Annotated in this window: 14 protein-coding genes; 4 read left to right on the top strand and 10 right to left on the bottom strand. The window is 55.1% G+C overall.

Annotated features, from left to right (window positions below):
* Positions 1–46 precede the first annotated feature (46 nt).
* The 3 genes from U738_RS14975 to U738_RS14965 form a co-directional block, all read right to left on the bottom strand.
* Complete coding sequence (locus tag U738_RS14975; protein WP_035581921.1) at positions 47–1,030, bottom strand: helix-turn-helix transcriptional regulator; 984 nt, start codon at positions 1,028–1,030, stop codon at positions 47–49.
* A 61-nt stretch (positions 1,031–1,091) separates the two neighbouring features.
* Positions 1,092–3,245: a TonB-dependent receptor gene (locus U738_RS14970; RefSeq protein WP_081899114.1), complete on the bottom strand. Its 2,154-nt coding sequence runs from the start codon at positions 3,243–3,245 to the stop codon at positions 1,092–1,094.
* A 167-nt stretch (positions 3,246–3,412) separates the two neighbouring features.
* On the bottom strand, positions 3,413–3,745 hold the full coding sequence (locus tag U738_RS14965; RefSeq protein ID WP_035581918.1) for an accessory factor UbiK family protein: 333 nt from the start codon (positions 3,743–3,745) through the stop codon (positions 3,413–3,415).
* Between the two features lie 358 nt (positions 3,746–4,103).
* On the opposite strand from U738_RS14965, the gene U738_RS14960 reads away from it, so the two are divergent.
* The 3 genes from U738_RS14960 to glnK all read left to right on the top strand — a co-directional run bounded on the left by U738_RS14960 (position 4,104) and on the right by glnK (position 6,264).
* The gene (locus tag U738_RS14960) at positions 4,104–4,442 is read left to right on the top strand and encodes a P-II family nitrogen regulator (protein WP_007112359.1); all 339 of its coding nucleotides are present in this window, start codon (positions 4,104–4,106) and stop codon (positions 4,440–4,442) included.
* A gap of 45 nt (positions 4,443–4,487) precedes the next feature.
* Positions 4,488–5,735, top strand: a complete 1,248-nt coding sequence (locus U738_RS14955; RefSeq protein ID WP_035581916.1) for an ammonium transporter — start codon at positions 4,488–4,490, stop codon at positions 5,733–5,735.
* A 190-nt stretch (positions 5,736–5,925) separates the two neighbouring features.
* Positions 5,926–6,264, top strand: a complete 339-nt coding sequence (gene glnK / locus U738_RS14950; protein WP_007112362.1) for a P-II family nitrogen regulator — start codon at positions 5,926–5,928, stop codon at positions 6,262–6,264.
* Between the two features lie 153 nt (positions 6,265–6,417).
* Here glnK and U738_RS14945 read toward each other — a convergent pair whose 3' ends face one another.
* A complete protein-coding gene (locus U738_RS14945) occupies positions 6,418–7,194 on the bottom strand; it encodes a ferredoxin--NADP reductase (RefSeq protein ID WP_035581911.1) in 777 nt (258 codons plus the stop codon).
* A gap of 179 nt (positions 7,195–7,373) precedes the next feature.
* Between U738_RS14945 and U738_RS14940 the strand changes: the two genes are divergently transcribed.
* Positions 7,374–8,300 carry a LysR family transcriptional regulator gene (locus U738_RS14940; protein ID WP_009286188.1) on the top strand — a complete coding sequence of 309 codons (927 nt, stop codon included), beginning with the start codon at positions 7,374–7,376 and terminating at the stop codon, positions 8,298–8,300.
* 4 nt (positions 8,301–8,304) lie between these two features.
* On the opposite strand, the gene U738_RS14935 is transcribed toward U738_RS14940, so the two are convergent.
* From U738_RS14935 to phnD, 6 genes are all read right to left on the bottom strand, one after another.
* The gene (locus U738_RS14935) at positions 8,305–10,164 is read right to left on the bottom strand and encodes a methyl-accepting chemotaxis protein (RefSeq protein WP_035581909.1); all 1,860 of its coding nucleotides are present in this window, start codon (positions 10,162–10,164) and stop codon (positions 8,305–8,307) included.
* A gap of 125 nt (positions 10,165–10,289) precedes the next feature.
* Complete coding sequence (locus U738_RS14930; RefSeq protein ID WP_035581907.1) at positions 10,290–10,718, bottom strand: host attachment protein; 429 nt, start codon at positions 10,716–10,718, stop codon at positions 10,290–10,292.
* 91 nt (positions 10,719–10,809) lie between these two features.
* Positions 10,810–11,619: a phosphonate ABC transporter, permease protein PhnE gene (gene phnE / locus U738_RS14925; RefSeq protein ID WP_035581904.1), complete on the bottom strand. Its 810-nt coding sequence runs from the start codon at positions 11,617–11,619 to the stop codon at positions 10,810–10,812.
* Positions 11,613–12,425: a phosphonate ABC transporter, permease protein PhnE gene (gene phnE, locus U738_RS14920; protein WP_035581902.1), complete on the bottom strand. Its 813-nt coding sequence runs from the start codon at positions 12,423–12,425 to the stop codon at positions 11,613–11,615. The genes phnE (U738_RS14925) and phnE (U738_RS14920) overlap by 7 nt, the downstream gene beginning before the upstream one ends.
* On the bottom strand, positions 12,412–13,209 hold the full coding sequence (gene phnC, locus U738_RS14915) for a phosphonate ABC transporter ATP-binding protein (RefSeq protein WP_035581900.1): 798 nt from the start codon (positions 13,207–13,209) through the stop codon (positions 12,412–12,414). The genes phnE (U738_RS14920) and phnC overlap by 14 nt, the downstream gene beginning before the upstream one ends.
* Positions 13,210–13,266: 57 nt before the next feature.
* On the bottom strand, positions 13,267–14,259 hold the full coding sequence (gene phnD, locus U738_RS14910; protein ID WP_035581898.1) for a phosphate/phosphite/phosphonate ABC transporter substrate-binding protein: 993 nt from the start codon (positions 14,257–14,259) through the stop codon (positions 13,267–13,269).
* Positions 14,260–14,325: the final 66 nt, after the last annotated feature.

Raw genomic sequence — 14,325 nt, 5'->3', positions numbered from 1 at the left:
CAAAAAGCGTCAATCAAAGGAACTTACCGCTGCTACAGCAGCGACCTTAGTGGCGGTTGTGCACCTCATGGGGCGCGATACCAAAGGCGCGCTTAAAAGCGGTGGCAAAGTTGGTGGCGTGGCGATAACCGCAGGCGTGAGCGGTTTGCTGCACGCTGTAACCTTTGCGCAAGTACGCCTGCGCTTGGGCCAGACGGCAACGGCGTAGATAGTCGAATATTGAGCAGCCGTAACAGCGCTGAAACTTGCTGCGTAGGCTACTAGGGCTCATGGCGGCGTTGCTGGCCAACTGCTCCAGCCGATACGCCTGGTTGGGGTACTCTTCGAGCTGCTGGCGCAAGCGTTCCAGGCATTGTTGGTCGCGATGGGAGAGACCCGATGGGAAGCTGACTGCTTGCTCTTCGTCGTTGGGCGAAAGGCAAGCGGCAGGCAGCCCATGTGCTAACAACTGTAGCGCTAGACCCTGCCATAACAGGCGCTGCCGCTCTGCAGGCCAGTTCGAAGCCAGTGCCGTCTCCAGGCTATGGTGAAGGAGCTGCGGTACTTTCCAGATATGCAGCATGGGGGCTGCTGGAGGCGCAACGTTGATGGGCAAGGAAGAGAGAGGCCCGGTGGAAGCGAGTATCGATATATTCAGGATGCGCAAACGCTGTGGTGCGGGCTGGAAGACCTCAAGCCCGGTCTGCTCGTTGAAATGCGCGCTGAAGGCGTCGCCAGCCTGCAACTGAAACGACTGGTGACCGAGTCCCACTTGGATACGGCCCTCAAGGATGACACTGAGAAACCACGCAGCGGAACGCCGGGAGGTGGAGGCGTAGGCGTGCAGGACGTCAAGGTCCGAGTGGGTCACCCGCAGCGAGGGGTTTATCTCGACATCCATCACCCGACCGCGGGCCACGCACGGCGCTGGCTGGGCGCGGTCGGGCGCTTCGGGAAAGCGGTAGTCAATCCCGAAGCGCTGACCAAGCGCCAGCAGGTCATGGGTGGTGAGTGGCGCGCCATAGGACGTTATCGAGTCTGGTGCTGCCATTCCCACTTCCATTACCATTATCTCGCCCTTGCTCGGTTATCAGCGGTTAGTGAACCAGTGCTCAGTAAGCCATCGACCAGTTCAGGGTGTAAGTACGCCCGCGGCCCTGGTAGTCGTAGAGGTATTCTGGGCCGTAGTAGGGTGAATAAAACATCGCGGCTCGCTGGCCCCAAACGGTGGAGTACTGATCATCCAGCAGGTTCTGCACGCCCAGGCTTAGGGTGCCGAAGTCTGTGTCTTGACTGAGCGATAAATCGAGGGTGGTATTGCCATCGATCTCGCGGTCGGCATCGTCTTTCAGGTCGAAGTTATGGTTGGCCTGCAAGCGCGCCGAGCGAACATAATCTGTCCAGCCGATAAAGGCGGTGGCAGAAGAGAGCGATGCATAGCGGGCGTCACGCTTCTCCCAGTCACCCTGATCGTTTTCTTGCTCAGAACGCACCAAGTGCAGCGTGCCCCCGGCCTCCAGGCCATTATCGAAGTAACGGGTCACGGCGGTTTCCAGGCCGAAGTCGCGTTTCTTTTCGTCCACTACGCTAACGCTTAGATCCTCGGCGTTCTCAACTGCTTTGTCCGACCAAGCGTAGTAAAGCGCCGTTTGGGCCGTCCAATTGCCCCCTTGGTAGCGCCAGCCGAGCTCTACCTGGTCCGTCTCGATGGCAGACAGGGGGTTATTGTCGACACTCACCTCAGGGCTCTTGCCGTAGTACTTGGCGGGATCTGGCAGTTCGAAGCCCTGACTAAACTGCAGCCAGTTCTGGTGACCGTTGCGGTGATCATAGAGGGCGCTGGCATTGAAGAGGGTTGCTTCGTAGTCATTTTCGCCGCCAGGGATCCCCTGGAACTCATCCACTTGGACATCCATGTGCTGCTGACGTACACCGGCAGAGAGTTTGAGTCCCTGAGTGGCTTGCCAGTCGCTCTGCACAAAGCCTGACAGCCCGTCCACCTGATAACCGGGGTAGCGAGGCTCAACTCCCGATGCCTGCTGAACCAGGCCGCCGGAGGCGTCCGAGATGTCGGTATCGAACAGCATCTGGCTGGCATCGAAGGTTTCTCGATCCATATCGAGGCCGTAGGTTAGCGAAACGTCGTCACCCAGGCGCGACTCGAAGAGCGCTTTAATGCCACTTAAATCGGTGTTTTGTTGCGATGCGCGAAATTGCAGGCCGTCGTCGACAGGGTAGGGAAAGGCCTGGAAGCTGGATTCCTCCTCGCGGTGAAACGCCTGTAAGTAGAAATTTTGCCCCCATAGGTTGGCGTGATGATAGTTGACGTTGACCAACTTGCGGTCGGTTTCTGGGTCGCGTTCTGAACGGTAACCGTCGCGAATCTCGGCATTGTTCAAGTTGGGAGTCGCCGCGTCGAGGTTGGGAAAGTAAACGCCGCGATCACCCTCGTAGCCGGAACGATACAGCTGGGCGCCCAGCTCCAGGCTCTGTTCATCGCTCAATTGGAAGGAGAGGTTGCCCAGTACATCAATGCTGCGATTATCCTGCAGGTCGGTTTGGGCGATATCGGGGAAGATCTCTTGGCCGCTGCCGTCATACTGGCGGCCATTATCCCCAATGGCAGTGCCCAGGTAGCCTTGAACCCGCTCGTTGCCGCCGCTGATCGATTGCGACAGGCGCCGATCCATATCATCGCTGTTGTTGAAGCCGGTGGTGATGCCGGCTTCGGTGCGCCAGTTAAGGCCTTCTTCGCCCTTGCGGGTAATGATATTGATCAACCCCCCGGTAGCGCCGCCGCCATAAAGACTGCTGGCGCCGGAGAGGACTTCCACCCGCTCAATGTTAAAGGGGTCGATGGCGTCGAATTGGCGTGAAAGCCCGCGGGAACTGTTCAGCGACACACCGTCGATAAGCACCTGCACACCACGACCGCGCATATTTTGCCCATAATTGGTGCGCCCTTGCGGTGCCAGATCTAGCCCCGGAACCAGACGCCCCAATGCCGTCTTGAGGTCTGCACCATTGCGGGTCTGTTGTTGCAGCATCTCTTTGTCAATTACCCATACCGCACCGGGGATTTGGCTGATCTGGGTGGGCGTACGAGACCCCACGACCACCATGGTGTCGCCTGCGCCCGCCCCAGAGGAGGCGTTTTGGGCGAAAATGCTGTTGGAGAAACCCAGTAACAGGCCGGTGCCAATAAGCGCAGCAGTTGAAGACGGTGACTTGGGAAAAGGCGATGTTGAAAAGGGCAGCGCGTACATGGTGAACAATCCGCGAACAGTGAGGAGTTAGGAGGCGGAGAGTATCACCAGGAAACACAAAGTCAACGATAGTGATTCGTGTTTATGCGGAGGTCAATGTTTGCTGATAATTGCAGCAATAGGCCATTGCCCTATTGCTGCTTATGAAGCCAAAACGTTAAGCAGGCTTATTCTTTTTGCTCTGTACCTGTATCTGGTTCGGGAGTAGACACCGGCGGCACTTCTGCTTCTACCGGTGTGGCAGTGGAGGTCGTTGACGCTTCAACGGCGGCTTCAAGGTTGGCGACCTGGCGCTCTAATGCCTCTACCCGAGACCGAGTGCGCTGCAGTACGTCCATTAAAATGTCGAAATCTTCCCGTGAGACAAGCTCCAGGCGATCAAATGCGCCGCGCACGACTTGCTGCACGCCCTTTTGAATATCTTCCGGTGCCTGGGAGGCGTTTTGTAAACGGTCGCCAATCTGCTGGGCCAGTCGGCTAATGCGGTCTTGAGGCGCCATCGCTGCTCTCTCCTTAATAACTCGCTAAATGAACATCTATAAAAATTGCTTACCGGTAAGGATACGCAACAGTTGGCGAATTCGCATGCGCCGCGTGCATTTCCTGTTAAGCGCGTGGTTTGCATCGAAATAGAGCAGGCGACTTTTGCTTACGCTCTTTTTTGGTGCAATAGCCGTGCTGAGAGAATGAGTTTGCCCAGATTTAGCGCTGTAGTGCGCTTCAATTGTTGGCTAATAAGCTGACTTATAAGAAAAAAAAGTCAGCTGGCACAGTATGCGCATTATCGGTTCAGGTGCTTATTCTGGCGGCTGTGCCGCTACCAATCTAGCAGGACTTATCCAGCAGGGGAGATCCGGGATGAAACTCATCACCGCTATCATCAAGCCATTTAAGCTCGACGACGTCCGTGAGGCATTAGCCGACAACGGCGTTCAGGGCATTACGGTCACTGAAGTTAAAGGTTTTGGCCGTCAGAAAGGGCATACCGAGTTGTATCGTGGCGCGGAATACGTCGTCGACTTTCTACCCAAGGTAAAAGTGGAAGTGGCCGTGGACGATGCTCGCCTAGAGAGCGTGCTAGATGCTATTTGCAGTGCGGCTAATAGCGGCAAGATCGGTGACGGCAAGGTGTTTGTGACACCGCTTGAAGACGTTATTCGGATTCGGACAGGCGAACGCGGTGCAGACGCCGTTTAAAGCTGTTTTTTCGGATCATTTCTATAGTTCAACGGGGAACTTACAATGAATGAGTTGACTGATCTGAGCTACGCGCTCGATACGTTCTACTTTCTAATATGTGGTGTGCTCGTCATGTGGATGGCCGCTGGCTTCTCCATGCTAGAAGCGGGCTTAGTACGCTCCAAGAACACCGCTGAAATCCTCACTAAAAACATCGCGCTGTTTGCGATTGCCTGCACCATGTATCTATTGGTGGGCTACTACATCATGTACTCCAGCAGCGCGGGCGGCTTCCTACCCAACCTGGGTTTCCTGATTGGCGCTGAAAACAGCGTGGATGCGGTGACCGCAGGTGGCGACGACGCACCTTACTACTCCATGCGTTCCGACTTCTTCTTCCAGGTAGTTTTCGTTGCGACCGCTATGTCGATTGTGTCGGGCGCGGTTGCCGAGCGTATGAAACTTTGGGCGTTTCTGGCCTTTGCTGTGGTCATGACCGCGGTTATCTACCCGGTGTCTGGCTACTGGACCTGGGGCGGCGGTTGGTTGTCTGAAGTGGGCTACTCTGACTACGCGGGTTCAGGCATTGTGCACCTTGCCGGTGCGGCTGCAGCGCTAGCAGGTGTGATTGTGCTGGGCCCACGTAAAGGTAAATACGGTAAAGATGGCTCAATCCACGCTATTCCAGGCGCCAACATGCCGTTGGCAACGCTGGGTACTTTCATCCTGTGGATGGGGTGGTTCGGTTTCAACGGCGGTTCTGAGCTCAAGCTGGCGGCGGTTGATTCTGCTAACAATGTGGCGCAAGTGTTTGTGAATACCAACGCTGCGGCGGCAGGTGGTGTGATTGCCGCACTGATTCTGGCCAAACTGTGGTTCCGTAAAGCCGACCTGACCATGGCGTTGAACGGTGCACTTGCTGGTCTTGTAGCGATTACGGCTGATCCGCTCTCTCCGACCGCACTGGGTGCCACTATTATTGGCGCGGTTGGCGGCATCATCGTAGTGGCTGCCATCGTGACGCTGGATAAAGTGAAACTGGATGACCCGGTCGGTGCGATCTCAGTACACGGTGTTGTGGGTATCTGGGGTGTGCTGGCGGTGCCATTGACCAACGACGGTGCATCATTTGGTGCTCAGATCATCGGTATCGTAGGTATCTTCGCTTGGGTTTTCCTGGCAAGCCTGGTGGTATGGCTGATCTTGAAAGCCATCATGGGCATCCGGGTTAGCGAAGAAGAAGAGTACGAAGGCGTGGATATCGCCGAGTGCGGTCTTGAAGCCTATCCCGAATTCGGCATTAAGAAATAAACAGCGGTATGAAGAAATAACTTAATGCTGATCAAGTGAGCTGGCGTGCTCCTTACGGCCTCCCCTTAGTGGGAGGCTTTTTTATTCTCTGCCAATAGCGGTGTATGCTGGTAGTTAGCGGTCATCGGTTGCGACACGCGCAGCCATGCAACCCGACCCCATCATGGCCACCCAGTTAGAGGATATGGTAATGAAATTGATCACAGCTATTATCAAGCCGTTTAAGCTCGACGATGTGCGCGAGTCGCTCTCTGATATCGGTGTACAGGGTATTACGGTGACGGAAGTGAAGGGCTTTGGGCGCCAGAAAGGGCATACCGAGCTGTATCGCGGTGCTGAGTATGTGGTGGACTTCCTGCCTAAAGTGAAGCTGGAAGTTGCTGTGGACGACGATATGGCCGAGCAGGTGATTGATGCCATCACCCAGGTAGCTAACACCGGTAAAATCGGCGACGGCAAAATCTTTGTGATGCCGCTAGAGCAGGTGATCCGTATCCGTACCGGCGAAACGGGCAAAGATGCGGTTTAGGTTTGTGAATTGTGAATTGTAAGGCGTAAGTCGCACAAAGCCCCTGTGGATCATCTCCAGCAGGGGCTTTGTATTAGTGATACATCACTATAGCGGCTAAAATTTTTCCACTCACCACTCACCACTCACCACTCACCACTCACCACTCACCACTCACTTCTCGACAAACGCACGCTCGATGACGTAGTCGCCTGGCTCGCCCATGCGCGGCGAGATGTTCAGGCCCAGCTCGTCGAGCAGTGCGCTGGTATCGTCCAGCATGGCGGGGCTGCCGCAGATCATCGCACGGTCTTGGCGCGGGTCGATGGGCGGCAGGCCAGTGTCTTCAAACAGCTTGCCCGTACGAATATGGTCGGTCAGGCGCCCCATGGTATGGAACTCTTCCCGGGTAACGGTCGGGTAGTAGACCAGCTTTTCAGCGATGTCTTCACCCAGGTACTCATGGGCTGGCAGCTCTTTGGTGATAAAGTCGGCGTAGGCTAATTCAGAGACTTCGCGCACACCGTGAACCAGCACGATTTTCTCAAAGCGCTCGTAGACTTCCGGGTCTTGGATCAAGCTCATAAACGGTGCCAGGCCGGTGCCGGTTGAAAGCATGTAAAGGTTACGACCCGGCAGTAGATCATCGCATACCAGCGTGCCAGTGGGCTTGCGGCTAACCATAATCTGGTCGCCCACTTTCAGGTGCTGAAGGCGCGAAGTGAGCGGGCCATCGGGCACTTTAATGCTGAAGAACTCCAGGTGGTCTTCGTAGTTGGGACTGGCAATAGAGTAAGCGCGCATCAGCGGTTTGCCATTCACTTCCAAACCAATCATCACAAACTGGCCGGTTTTGAAGCGCAGGCTACGCTCGCGGGTAGTGCGGAAGCTAAACAGGGTCTCGTTCCAGTGATGAACGCTAAGCACTTCTTCCAGAGCAAACTTACTCATGCCATTGTCTCCATTAGCCGATGCTGGCGCTGATCGCATCGGTCATATTCTTAAAAAGAATAAAAATGATTAAATCTGTTGCCAGCAAGTCTAAGCAAAGGGTGGTATATCTGTTAAGCGAATTATATTGATAACGGTTATCTGAAAAATAGATATAGATCAAATAAAGGTCAGACGCTATGCACTATACTCTGCGGCAGTTGGAAGTCTTTGTGGCGGTCGCCCAGCACGAGAGCGTCTCCCATGCGGCGCGGGCGTTGGCCATGTCGCAATCAGCGACCAGCACGGCGCTTGCGGAGCTTGAGCGGCAGTTCGACTGCCAACTGCTGGACCGCATCGGCAAGCGCTTAAAACTCAACGCCTTGGGTTTTCAGCTGTTGCCCAAAGCGGTCGCGTTGCTTGACCGTGGTGAAGAGATCGAAGAGCTTCTACGTGGGCAGAAAGGGGTGGGGTCGCTGGATGTCGGCGCCACGCTGACCATCGGTAACTATTTGGCCACACTGCTTATCAGCGACTTTATGCAGCGCCACCCCGGTAGCCGGGTGCGCTTGGCAGTGCGCAATACGCGCCATATTATCGAAGGCGTGCGCCAGCACTCGCTGGATCTGGGGTTGATTGAAGGGCAGTGCGACGATGACATGATCATCAGCCAGCCCTGGGTGGAAGATGAGCTGTGCGTGTTTTGCTCGCCACGCCATCCGCTGGCGGGCCGTGAGCATCTTGAGTTAGAACAGTTGCTGCGTGAGGATTGGATTATGCGCGAAGAGGGCTCTGGCACGCGCATGACCCTGGAGCACGCCGCCCGCCACCGCCGAAGCCGGTTTAACACCCTGCTGGAACTAGAGCATACGGAAGGTATTAAGCGTGCTGTGGAGTCAGGGCTTGGGATTGGCTGTGTCTCGCGTTTGGCGCTGCGTGATGCCTTCCGGCGCGGCAGCTTGGTGCCGCTGCCCACGCCGGAGTTGGATCTAAAGCGTCAGTTCACGTTTATCTGGCACCGGCATAAATACCTCACCACTGGCGTGCGCGAGTTCCTGCGGCTGTGCCGTGAAATGACCGCAGGAGCCAAGCGCAGCGACGATATTGCGCTGCCGCCAATTCCTTAAGCGGTTAAAATGATGGTAACGCCTTGGCCGATTTTGAGGTTAGAGGCGCGGGCGGATGTTGAGACAGCTTGAAGCTGCTAATCGTGCCTGCCAGGTGGTCGGCCTGCTCTTTTAGCTGCTCGGCAGCGGTTGTGGACTCTTCGACCATGGCCGCGTTTTCCTGGGTCATGCGATCCAGTTCTGCGACGGCAATATTGACCTGATTAATGCCATCACTCTGCTCGCTGGTGGCCGCATTGATTTCTTCCAGCACGTCGGTCACACGGGTAATGTGCGCCACGATATCCTGCATAGTGTTTCCGGCATTACGCACCAAGTTGGTGCCGTTATTCACTTTGCTTTGTGAGTCTTCAATCAGTTTTTGAATATCGTTGGCGGCATCACTGCTACGCCCAGCCAGCTTGCGTACCTCATCGGCCACCACGGCAAAACCACGGCCATGCTCGCCAGCCCGAGCGGCTTCCACTGAGGCGTTAAGCGCCAGCAGGTTGGTCTGAAACGAAATACTGTTCATCAAGGTGACAATCTCACCGATCTTATCCGAAGCGTGGGTAATGTCTTCCATGGTGGTCACCACATTTGCGACAACCTTCCCACCTTCGTTGGCTACCTCTGAGGCGGTTTGGGAGAGCTTGTTGGCTTCTTTTGCGGAGGCCGCCGTGTGTTGAACCGTGCTGGTGATTTCCTCGATCGATGCAGAGGTCTGCTGCAGGCTAGCGGCAGCGTTATCGGTACGACGAGACAAATCCTGACCACCCATGGCGATCTCGTTGGCCGCGTGGTGAACCGACTCGCTGCTGGTGCGTACATCGATTAATACGGCCTCCATTTTACCTACGAAACGGTTGAAGGCCTTGGCAATTTGAGTGACTTCATCATTACCCTCTTCGGGCAAGCGTCGGGTTAAATCGCCCTCTCCCGAGGCGATATCATCCATCGCATTACGAACTCCCAGCAAGCGGCGTAGCAGCAGAGAAAGCAGCAAACCGAAGACCACTGCCGTGATTGCGGCCACAATCAGTAGCGTGACTATCGATGTAGTGGCGATGGCGCGCAGGCCCGCTGTTGCCTCGTGTTCGTCCAGTGCCACAATCAACTGCCAGCCACTGCTACCACCCACGTTATTGCCCATTAGCAACGTATCGCTGTTTTGCAGTGAAAGTGATTGGGGTTCATCGGCTTGGGCGATTTCGCTAAGTCGGGTGTTGGTCAGTTCATCGCTCAAACGTGTGGAAGGTTCGAGCGTCATGTCAGCGTCAGGATGCGCGATCAGGGTGCCGTCTTCTGTGGTTAAAAAACCAAAACTGGAAGGCGTAGGGGCAATGCCGGTAACAATTTCGATCACATCCTCGATGGTAATATCCGCACCAATGACTGCGGCCAGCTGCCCATTACGGTAGAAAGGGCGTGCAAAGGTAACGATTAAGCCCCCCGTTTGGGCATCCGTGTAAGGTGCCGTAATAATGGTCTCTTGCGCTTCGGCTGCGCCTTGGTACCAGGGCCGCTGACGCGGGTCGTAATCGCTGGGGGGCTGCCATCCATCGGAAAAAATAGCGTCTGGTGTGGAAGGGTAAGCAATGTAGGCTGTCATAAAGCTGCCTGAGCCAGCCAGTTGGCGTAGTGCGGCAAGTGGGTCATCGCTATTGGCTGCATCATCCATGCTGGAAAGCATGGTATAGCGTGCGTTAAACCACTCGTTGATAGCTTGCGTATTACCGTTAACCACGGCGCTAAGATTGCGCGTTATTTGCTGGCTATTATGGTGTTTTACGGTGGTGTAACTGGCAATGCCGTTAATCACTAGGGCGAGGGTAATCGCCACTAGAGCGGCTAATAGTATGCGTGCTCGGAGGGAAGATAACATGGTCGCTCTCGACGTCGAAGTGCATGTCGGTACTCAGGGGGAAGTACCGTTTATAATAGCTTCTAAATTATCGGCGAGAGCGACCATTACTTTAGGATAATTAATAGGTTATAAGGTTAAAACGACTAGCGTAAATCGCTCACGGCAGTTTGAATATCTGCCAGCGAGGCTTTACTTAGGTCTTTCGAAAGGGAGTGAATGACTAGTTTTTGCGTGGGGCCATCGAGTTTGTCACGTAGCAGGCCCAAAAATTTGGGTGGCGCTACCATGATTAGCTTCTCCATGCTGTTACCTACTCGCGCGCTATAAAGACGCTGAGCGACTTCTTTCGCGAACAGCTCGTTTTCATGTTTAGTGGCAGTTCCCTCTTCGCCTGCCGAGCGTGCCGTGCTGGACATCGACTCGTGCACATCGCCTCGGCCGTCGGTGATCAAGTCACCTTCATGCAGTCGCCCTTCTGCGTGAACCAGACTCTCCTGCTCCGCCAGCGTTAAGGCATCACGAGTAAAGATACGTGCGCGAGCGGCGTCGGCTACCACGATATAGGTTGTCATCGCTGTGCATACTCCATGTCGTTGATGGTTCATTAACCATGGCAAGCGTTTGGCGTTAGGTCAAACACTTGCCACGGTTTAAGCCACGGGGTTAAAGCACCTTACTGCGCAGCAGGCTGGTAATGGCTTCGCCGATCAATACCAACACAATGATAGCGATCAAAATGGTCGCCACGGTTGGCCAGGCGAAGGTATCAATCGCACCCTGTAGGATGACCCCAATACCCCCGGCGCCCACTAAACCAAGCACGGTCGATTCGCGGATATTGATATCCCAGCGTAGGATGACAATGGCAAAAAAGGCCGGCATCACTTGCGGCACAATCGCGTAGGCGACCACCTTGGCCTTGGAGGCCCCGGTGGCTTCCATCGCTTCCACTGGGTTACGGTCAATCTCTTCAATCGCCTCTCCCATCAGCTTGCCGATAAAGCCAATCGAGCGAAATACGATGGCGAGGATACCCGCTAGTACCCCAGGGCCGAAAATCGCCACGAACAGTAGCGCCCAAATAATCGTGTTGACTGAACGGCTGGAGACCAGAATGAAGCGCCCCAACCATAGGCAAGCACGGTTAGGCGTGGTGTTCTGAGCCGCAATATAGGCTACCGGTAGCGCCAAAAATATCGTCAGAAAGGTGGCTAGAGTGGCGATATGCACGGTCTCAATCAGTGCGGCGATAATACCGTTAAGCCCCGCTGCACTGGGTGGCCACATGCGAGCCCCAAGCCCGGAGATCTGATTCGGTGCATCCCATACCCAGGGCCAGAAGATATCAATGTCGCGCACCGCCCATACCACCACGATCAATGTGACTAAAAGTACGGCATAACGGATCAGGCGCTGTGTGCGGTCGTAGCGTTGCCAGACCCGGTCGGCGAGTTGCTGTGCGTGATCTACCATATTTTTTTCCTTACCCAACCGCTGATACCTTCGCTGAGCAAAATGACCGCGATGATAATAAGTAGAATCGCAAAGGCGAAGTCGTAGTCGTAGCGGCCAAAGGCGTTCATCAGCGTGCCGCCAATGCCGCCCGCCCCAACAATCCCGACCACTGCGGAAGCGCGCAGGTTGCTGTCCAGTTGGTACATGGAAAGCCCGACCTGGCGAGGCAATATCTGTGGAAATACAGCGTAATACAGAATTGCCACATAACCCGCGCCAGCGGCTTTCATCGCTTCCACTTGCCCCCAGTTAATCTCTTCGATTTCTTCGGCAAGCAGTTTGCCGACGAAGCCGATTGAGTAGAGCGTTAGGGTAAGAATACCCGCTAAGGGGCCAAAGCCCACGGCGGCCACAAACAGAATCGCCACAATCACCGGGTGGAAACTGCGCGATATGATAATCACCGCCCGGCCAATAATATAAATTGGCATGGGAGCAATATTACGCGCAGCCATCACAGCAAATGGAATCGACAGAAAGACCCCCAGTAGCGTCGCCAAAATGGCGATTTGGAAGCTCTCTTTAAAGCCTGTTAACAGTAGCTCGTAGCGCTCCAGATTGGGCGGGAAGCCGCCGCTAAAAATACGTGCGGCGCGGGGCAAACCTTCAGAGATACGCGCCCAGTTGAACGGCAGTGATCCGAACGCCCAGACCAAATAGGCCCCTGCGACGATAATCAGCCCGTAGCGCAGTAGCGGGTTGGCAATAAACGGCGGCTTTTTCCAAGTACGGAGTGCTGTGGAATGAGCGTCAGGTGGAGTCATGGGTGTGCTCCTCCGCTGGTGTATCCGTGATTGCATCGTCCGGTGCGTCAATCCCCCCGTAGATGGCATCCAGCGCGTCTTTATTGAAGTCCTTGGGTAGGCCATCAAAGATCATCTTGCCGTGGCGTAGGCCTACAATGCGCTCGGTATAGGTTTTGGCCTGAGCGACGTTGTGGATATTAATCAGCACCGGCAGCGAGAGCTCGCTGGCCAGGCTTTGCAGCAGAATCATGATCTGCTCAGAGGTGCGAGGGTCAAGCGAGGCGGTGGGCTCATCGGCAAGCAGCACCTCAGGCTCTTGCATCAAGGCGCGCACCACACCTACCCTCTGGCGCTCGCCACCGGAAAGCTCATCAGCGCGCTTGTTGGCGTAGTGAGCGATGCCCACGCGCTCCATCAGCACGAACGCACGCTCAATATCAGCCTGGGGGTAGCGGCGTGAAATCGCCTGATACAGGTTTACGTAGCCTAGCCGCCCGGCGAGCACGTTCTCCATGACGGTTAAGCGATCCAGCAGGTTAAAACCTTGGAATACCATGCCGATTTTGCGTCGCGCGCGGCGTAATTCAGCGCCTTTAAGGTTAACCAGCTCATTGCCATTGAGTTTGATAGAGCCGGACGTTGGTTCTACCAAGCGGTTAATGCACCTCAGCATGGTGCTTTTACCAGCGCCTGAAGCGCCTACGATAGAAACAACGCTGTTTCCCTCTACCCTGAGGTCGAGCCCTTTCAGCACGGCTTCATCGTGGCCATAGCGTTTGACCAGATTGGTAATTTCCAGCATGTGTTCGCTTCCATCGTCGAGAAAATAATCGCACCGCCGAAAGCGGTGCGCTACGTTTTACTCTTCCAAGTTTTCGGGCGTATAGCTCACGTCATTGGCTGCTTGGATGGTGCGAATCACCTGCCAGTTATCTTGGTAGTTGATGGGTATGAATTTTTCGACGCCTTCAAACTCTTCACCTAGCTCGGTGCCAACAAAATCAAAGCTGAAAAAGGCCTCTTCGATTTTTTCGACCAGATCTGGGTGTAAGTTGTGCGCGTAGTTATACGAGGTAGTCGGGAAACGGTCTGATTCGTAGATCAGGCGCACGTCTTCTTCATCGTAAAGACCGCGTGCCGCCATCCGTTCGACCACTTCGGAAGCGACCGGAGCAGCATCGTAATCTTGGGCCACGACGCCCAGCATGGATTGGTCGTGGCTACCTGAGTAGACCACTTCGTAATCCTCGTCGGGGGTAATGCCGAGTTCAGGCAGCAATGCGCGGGGGGCTAAGTTGCCCGAGTTAGAGGTGGGTGAGGTGTGAGCAACGCGTTTGCCTTTGAGATCCTCAACCTCATGAATGTCAGAGTCAACGTGGGTAAACAGTTGCAGTGTATAGCCAAATTGACCGTCATCAGAACCCATTAACGCAAACGGCACTGCACCGGCCAAGTTCACCGCAAACGGCGTGGGGCCAGTGGAGAAACCGGCGATATGCAGCCGCCCGCTGCGCATCGCTTCTACTTGGGCAGCGTTAGACTGCACTGCAAAGAAGCGCACATCGCGCTCGGTAACTTCAGACAAATGATCGATAAAGGGCTGCCAGATATCTGAATAGATCGCCGGGTCTTCGACCGGGGTGTAAGCAAAGATAAGGGTGTCGGGGTTGTCCCACTCGGATTCATCGGCGGGGCGGTCAGCGACCATGTCACCGTTTTCATCGCAATAAATGGTATCTAAGTCACCACGTTCACATTCCGCATAAGCGTGGGAAGAGAGCAGAGCGAGCGGTAGCAGAGATGCAGCGGTAAGCATCGCAAGCGGGCGCTTGCGGAAGAGCGAAGTTGCCATGGTAAGCCTCGTTTGTGCGTTATTGTTGTGTTCTTTCTATGCATCGAGCTGTGTTGCCTTTGCTGC

Origin of the sequence: Halomonas sp. TG39a (genome assembly GCF_000744395.1) — a bacterium.
Classification (GTDB): domain Bacteria; phylum Pseudomonadota; class Gammaproteobacteria; order Pseudomonadales; family Halomonadaceae; genus Vreelandella; species Vreelandella ventosae_B.
The sequence above is the reverse complement of the archived record's forward strand: the minus strand, read 5'-3'. Positions and strand labels throughout refer to the sequence as shown.

What these genes read in the sequence shown, in the direction of transcription:
- U738_RS14930 (WP_035581907.1), bottom strand. Translation starts at nt 10,718, where the DNA reads ATGACAACCTATATCGTGGTAGCCGACGCCGCTCGCGCACGTATCTTT.
- U738_RS14940 (WP_009286188.1), top strand. Translation starts at nt 7,374, where the DNA reads ATGCACTATACTCTGCGGCAGTTGGAAGTCTTTGTGGCGGTCGCCCAG.
- U738_RS14960 (WP_007112359.1), top strand. Translation starts at nt 4,104, where the DNA reads ATGAAACTCATCACCGCTATCATCAAGCCATTTAAGCTCGACGACGTC.
- U738_RS14965 (WP_035581918.1), bottom strand. Translation starts at nt 3,745, where the DNA reads ATGGCGCCTCAAGACCGCATTAGCCGACTGGCCCAGCAGATTGGCGAC.
- phnC (WP_035581900.1), bottom strand. Translation starts at nt 13,209, where the DNA reads ATGCTGGAAATTACCAATCTGGTCAAACGCTATGGCCACGATGAAGCC.
- U738_RS14945 (WP_035581911.1), bottom strand. Translation starts at nt 7,194, where the DNA reads ATGAGTAAGTTTGCTCTGGAAGAAGTGCTTAGCGTTCATCACTGGAAC.
- U738_RS14955 (WP_035581916.1), top strand. Translation starts at nt 4,488, where the DNA reads ATGAATGAGTTGACTGATCTGAGCTACGCGCTCGATACGTTCTACTTT.
- U738_RS14935 (WP_035581909.1), bottom strand. Translation starts at nt 10,164, where the DNA reads ATGTTATCTTCCCTCCGAGCACGCATACTATTAGCCGCTCTAGTGGCG.
- U738_RS14970 (WP_081899114.1), bottom strand. Translation starts at nt 3,245, where the DNA reads ATGTACGCGCTGCCCTTTTCAACATCGCCTTTTCCCAAGTCACCGTCT.
- U738_RS14975 (WP_035581921.1), bottom strand. Translation starts at nt 1,030, where the DNA reads ATGGCAGCACCAGACTCGATAACGTCCTATGGCGCGCCACTCACCACC.
- phnE (WP_035581902.1), bottom strand. Translation starts at nt 12,425, where the DNA reads ATGACTCCACCTGACGCTCATTCCACAGCACTCCGTACTTGGAAAAAG.
- phnD (WP_035581898.1), bottom strand. Translation starts at nt 14,259, where the DNA reads ATGGCAACTTCGCTCTTCCGCAAGCGCCCGCTTGCGATGCTTACCGCT.
- phnE (WP_035581904.1), bottom strand. Translation starts at nt 11,619, where the DNA reads ATGGTAGATCACGCACAGCAACTCGCCGACCGGGTCTGGCAACGCTAC.
- glnK (WP_007112362.1), top strand. Translation starts at nt 5,926, where the DNA reads ATGAAATTGATCACAGCTATTATCAAGCCGTTTAAGCTCGACGATGTG.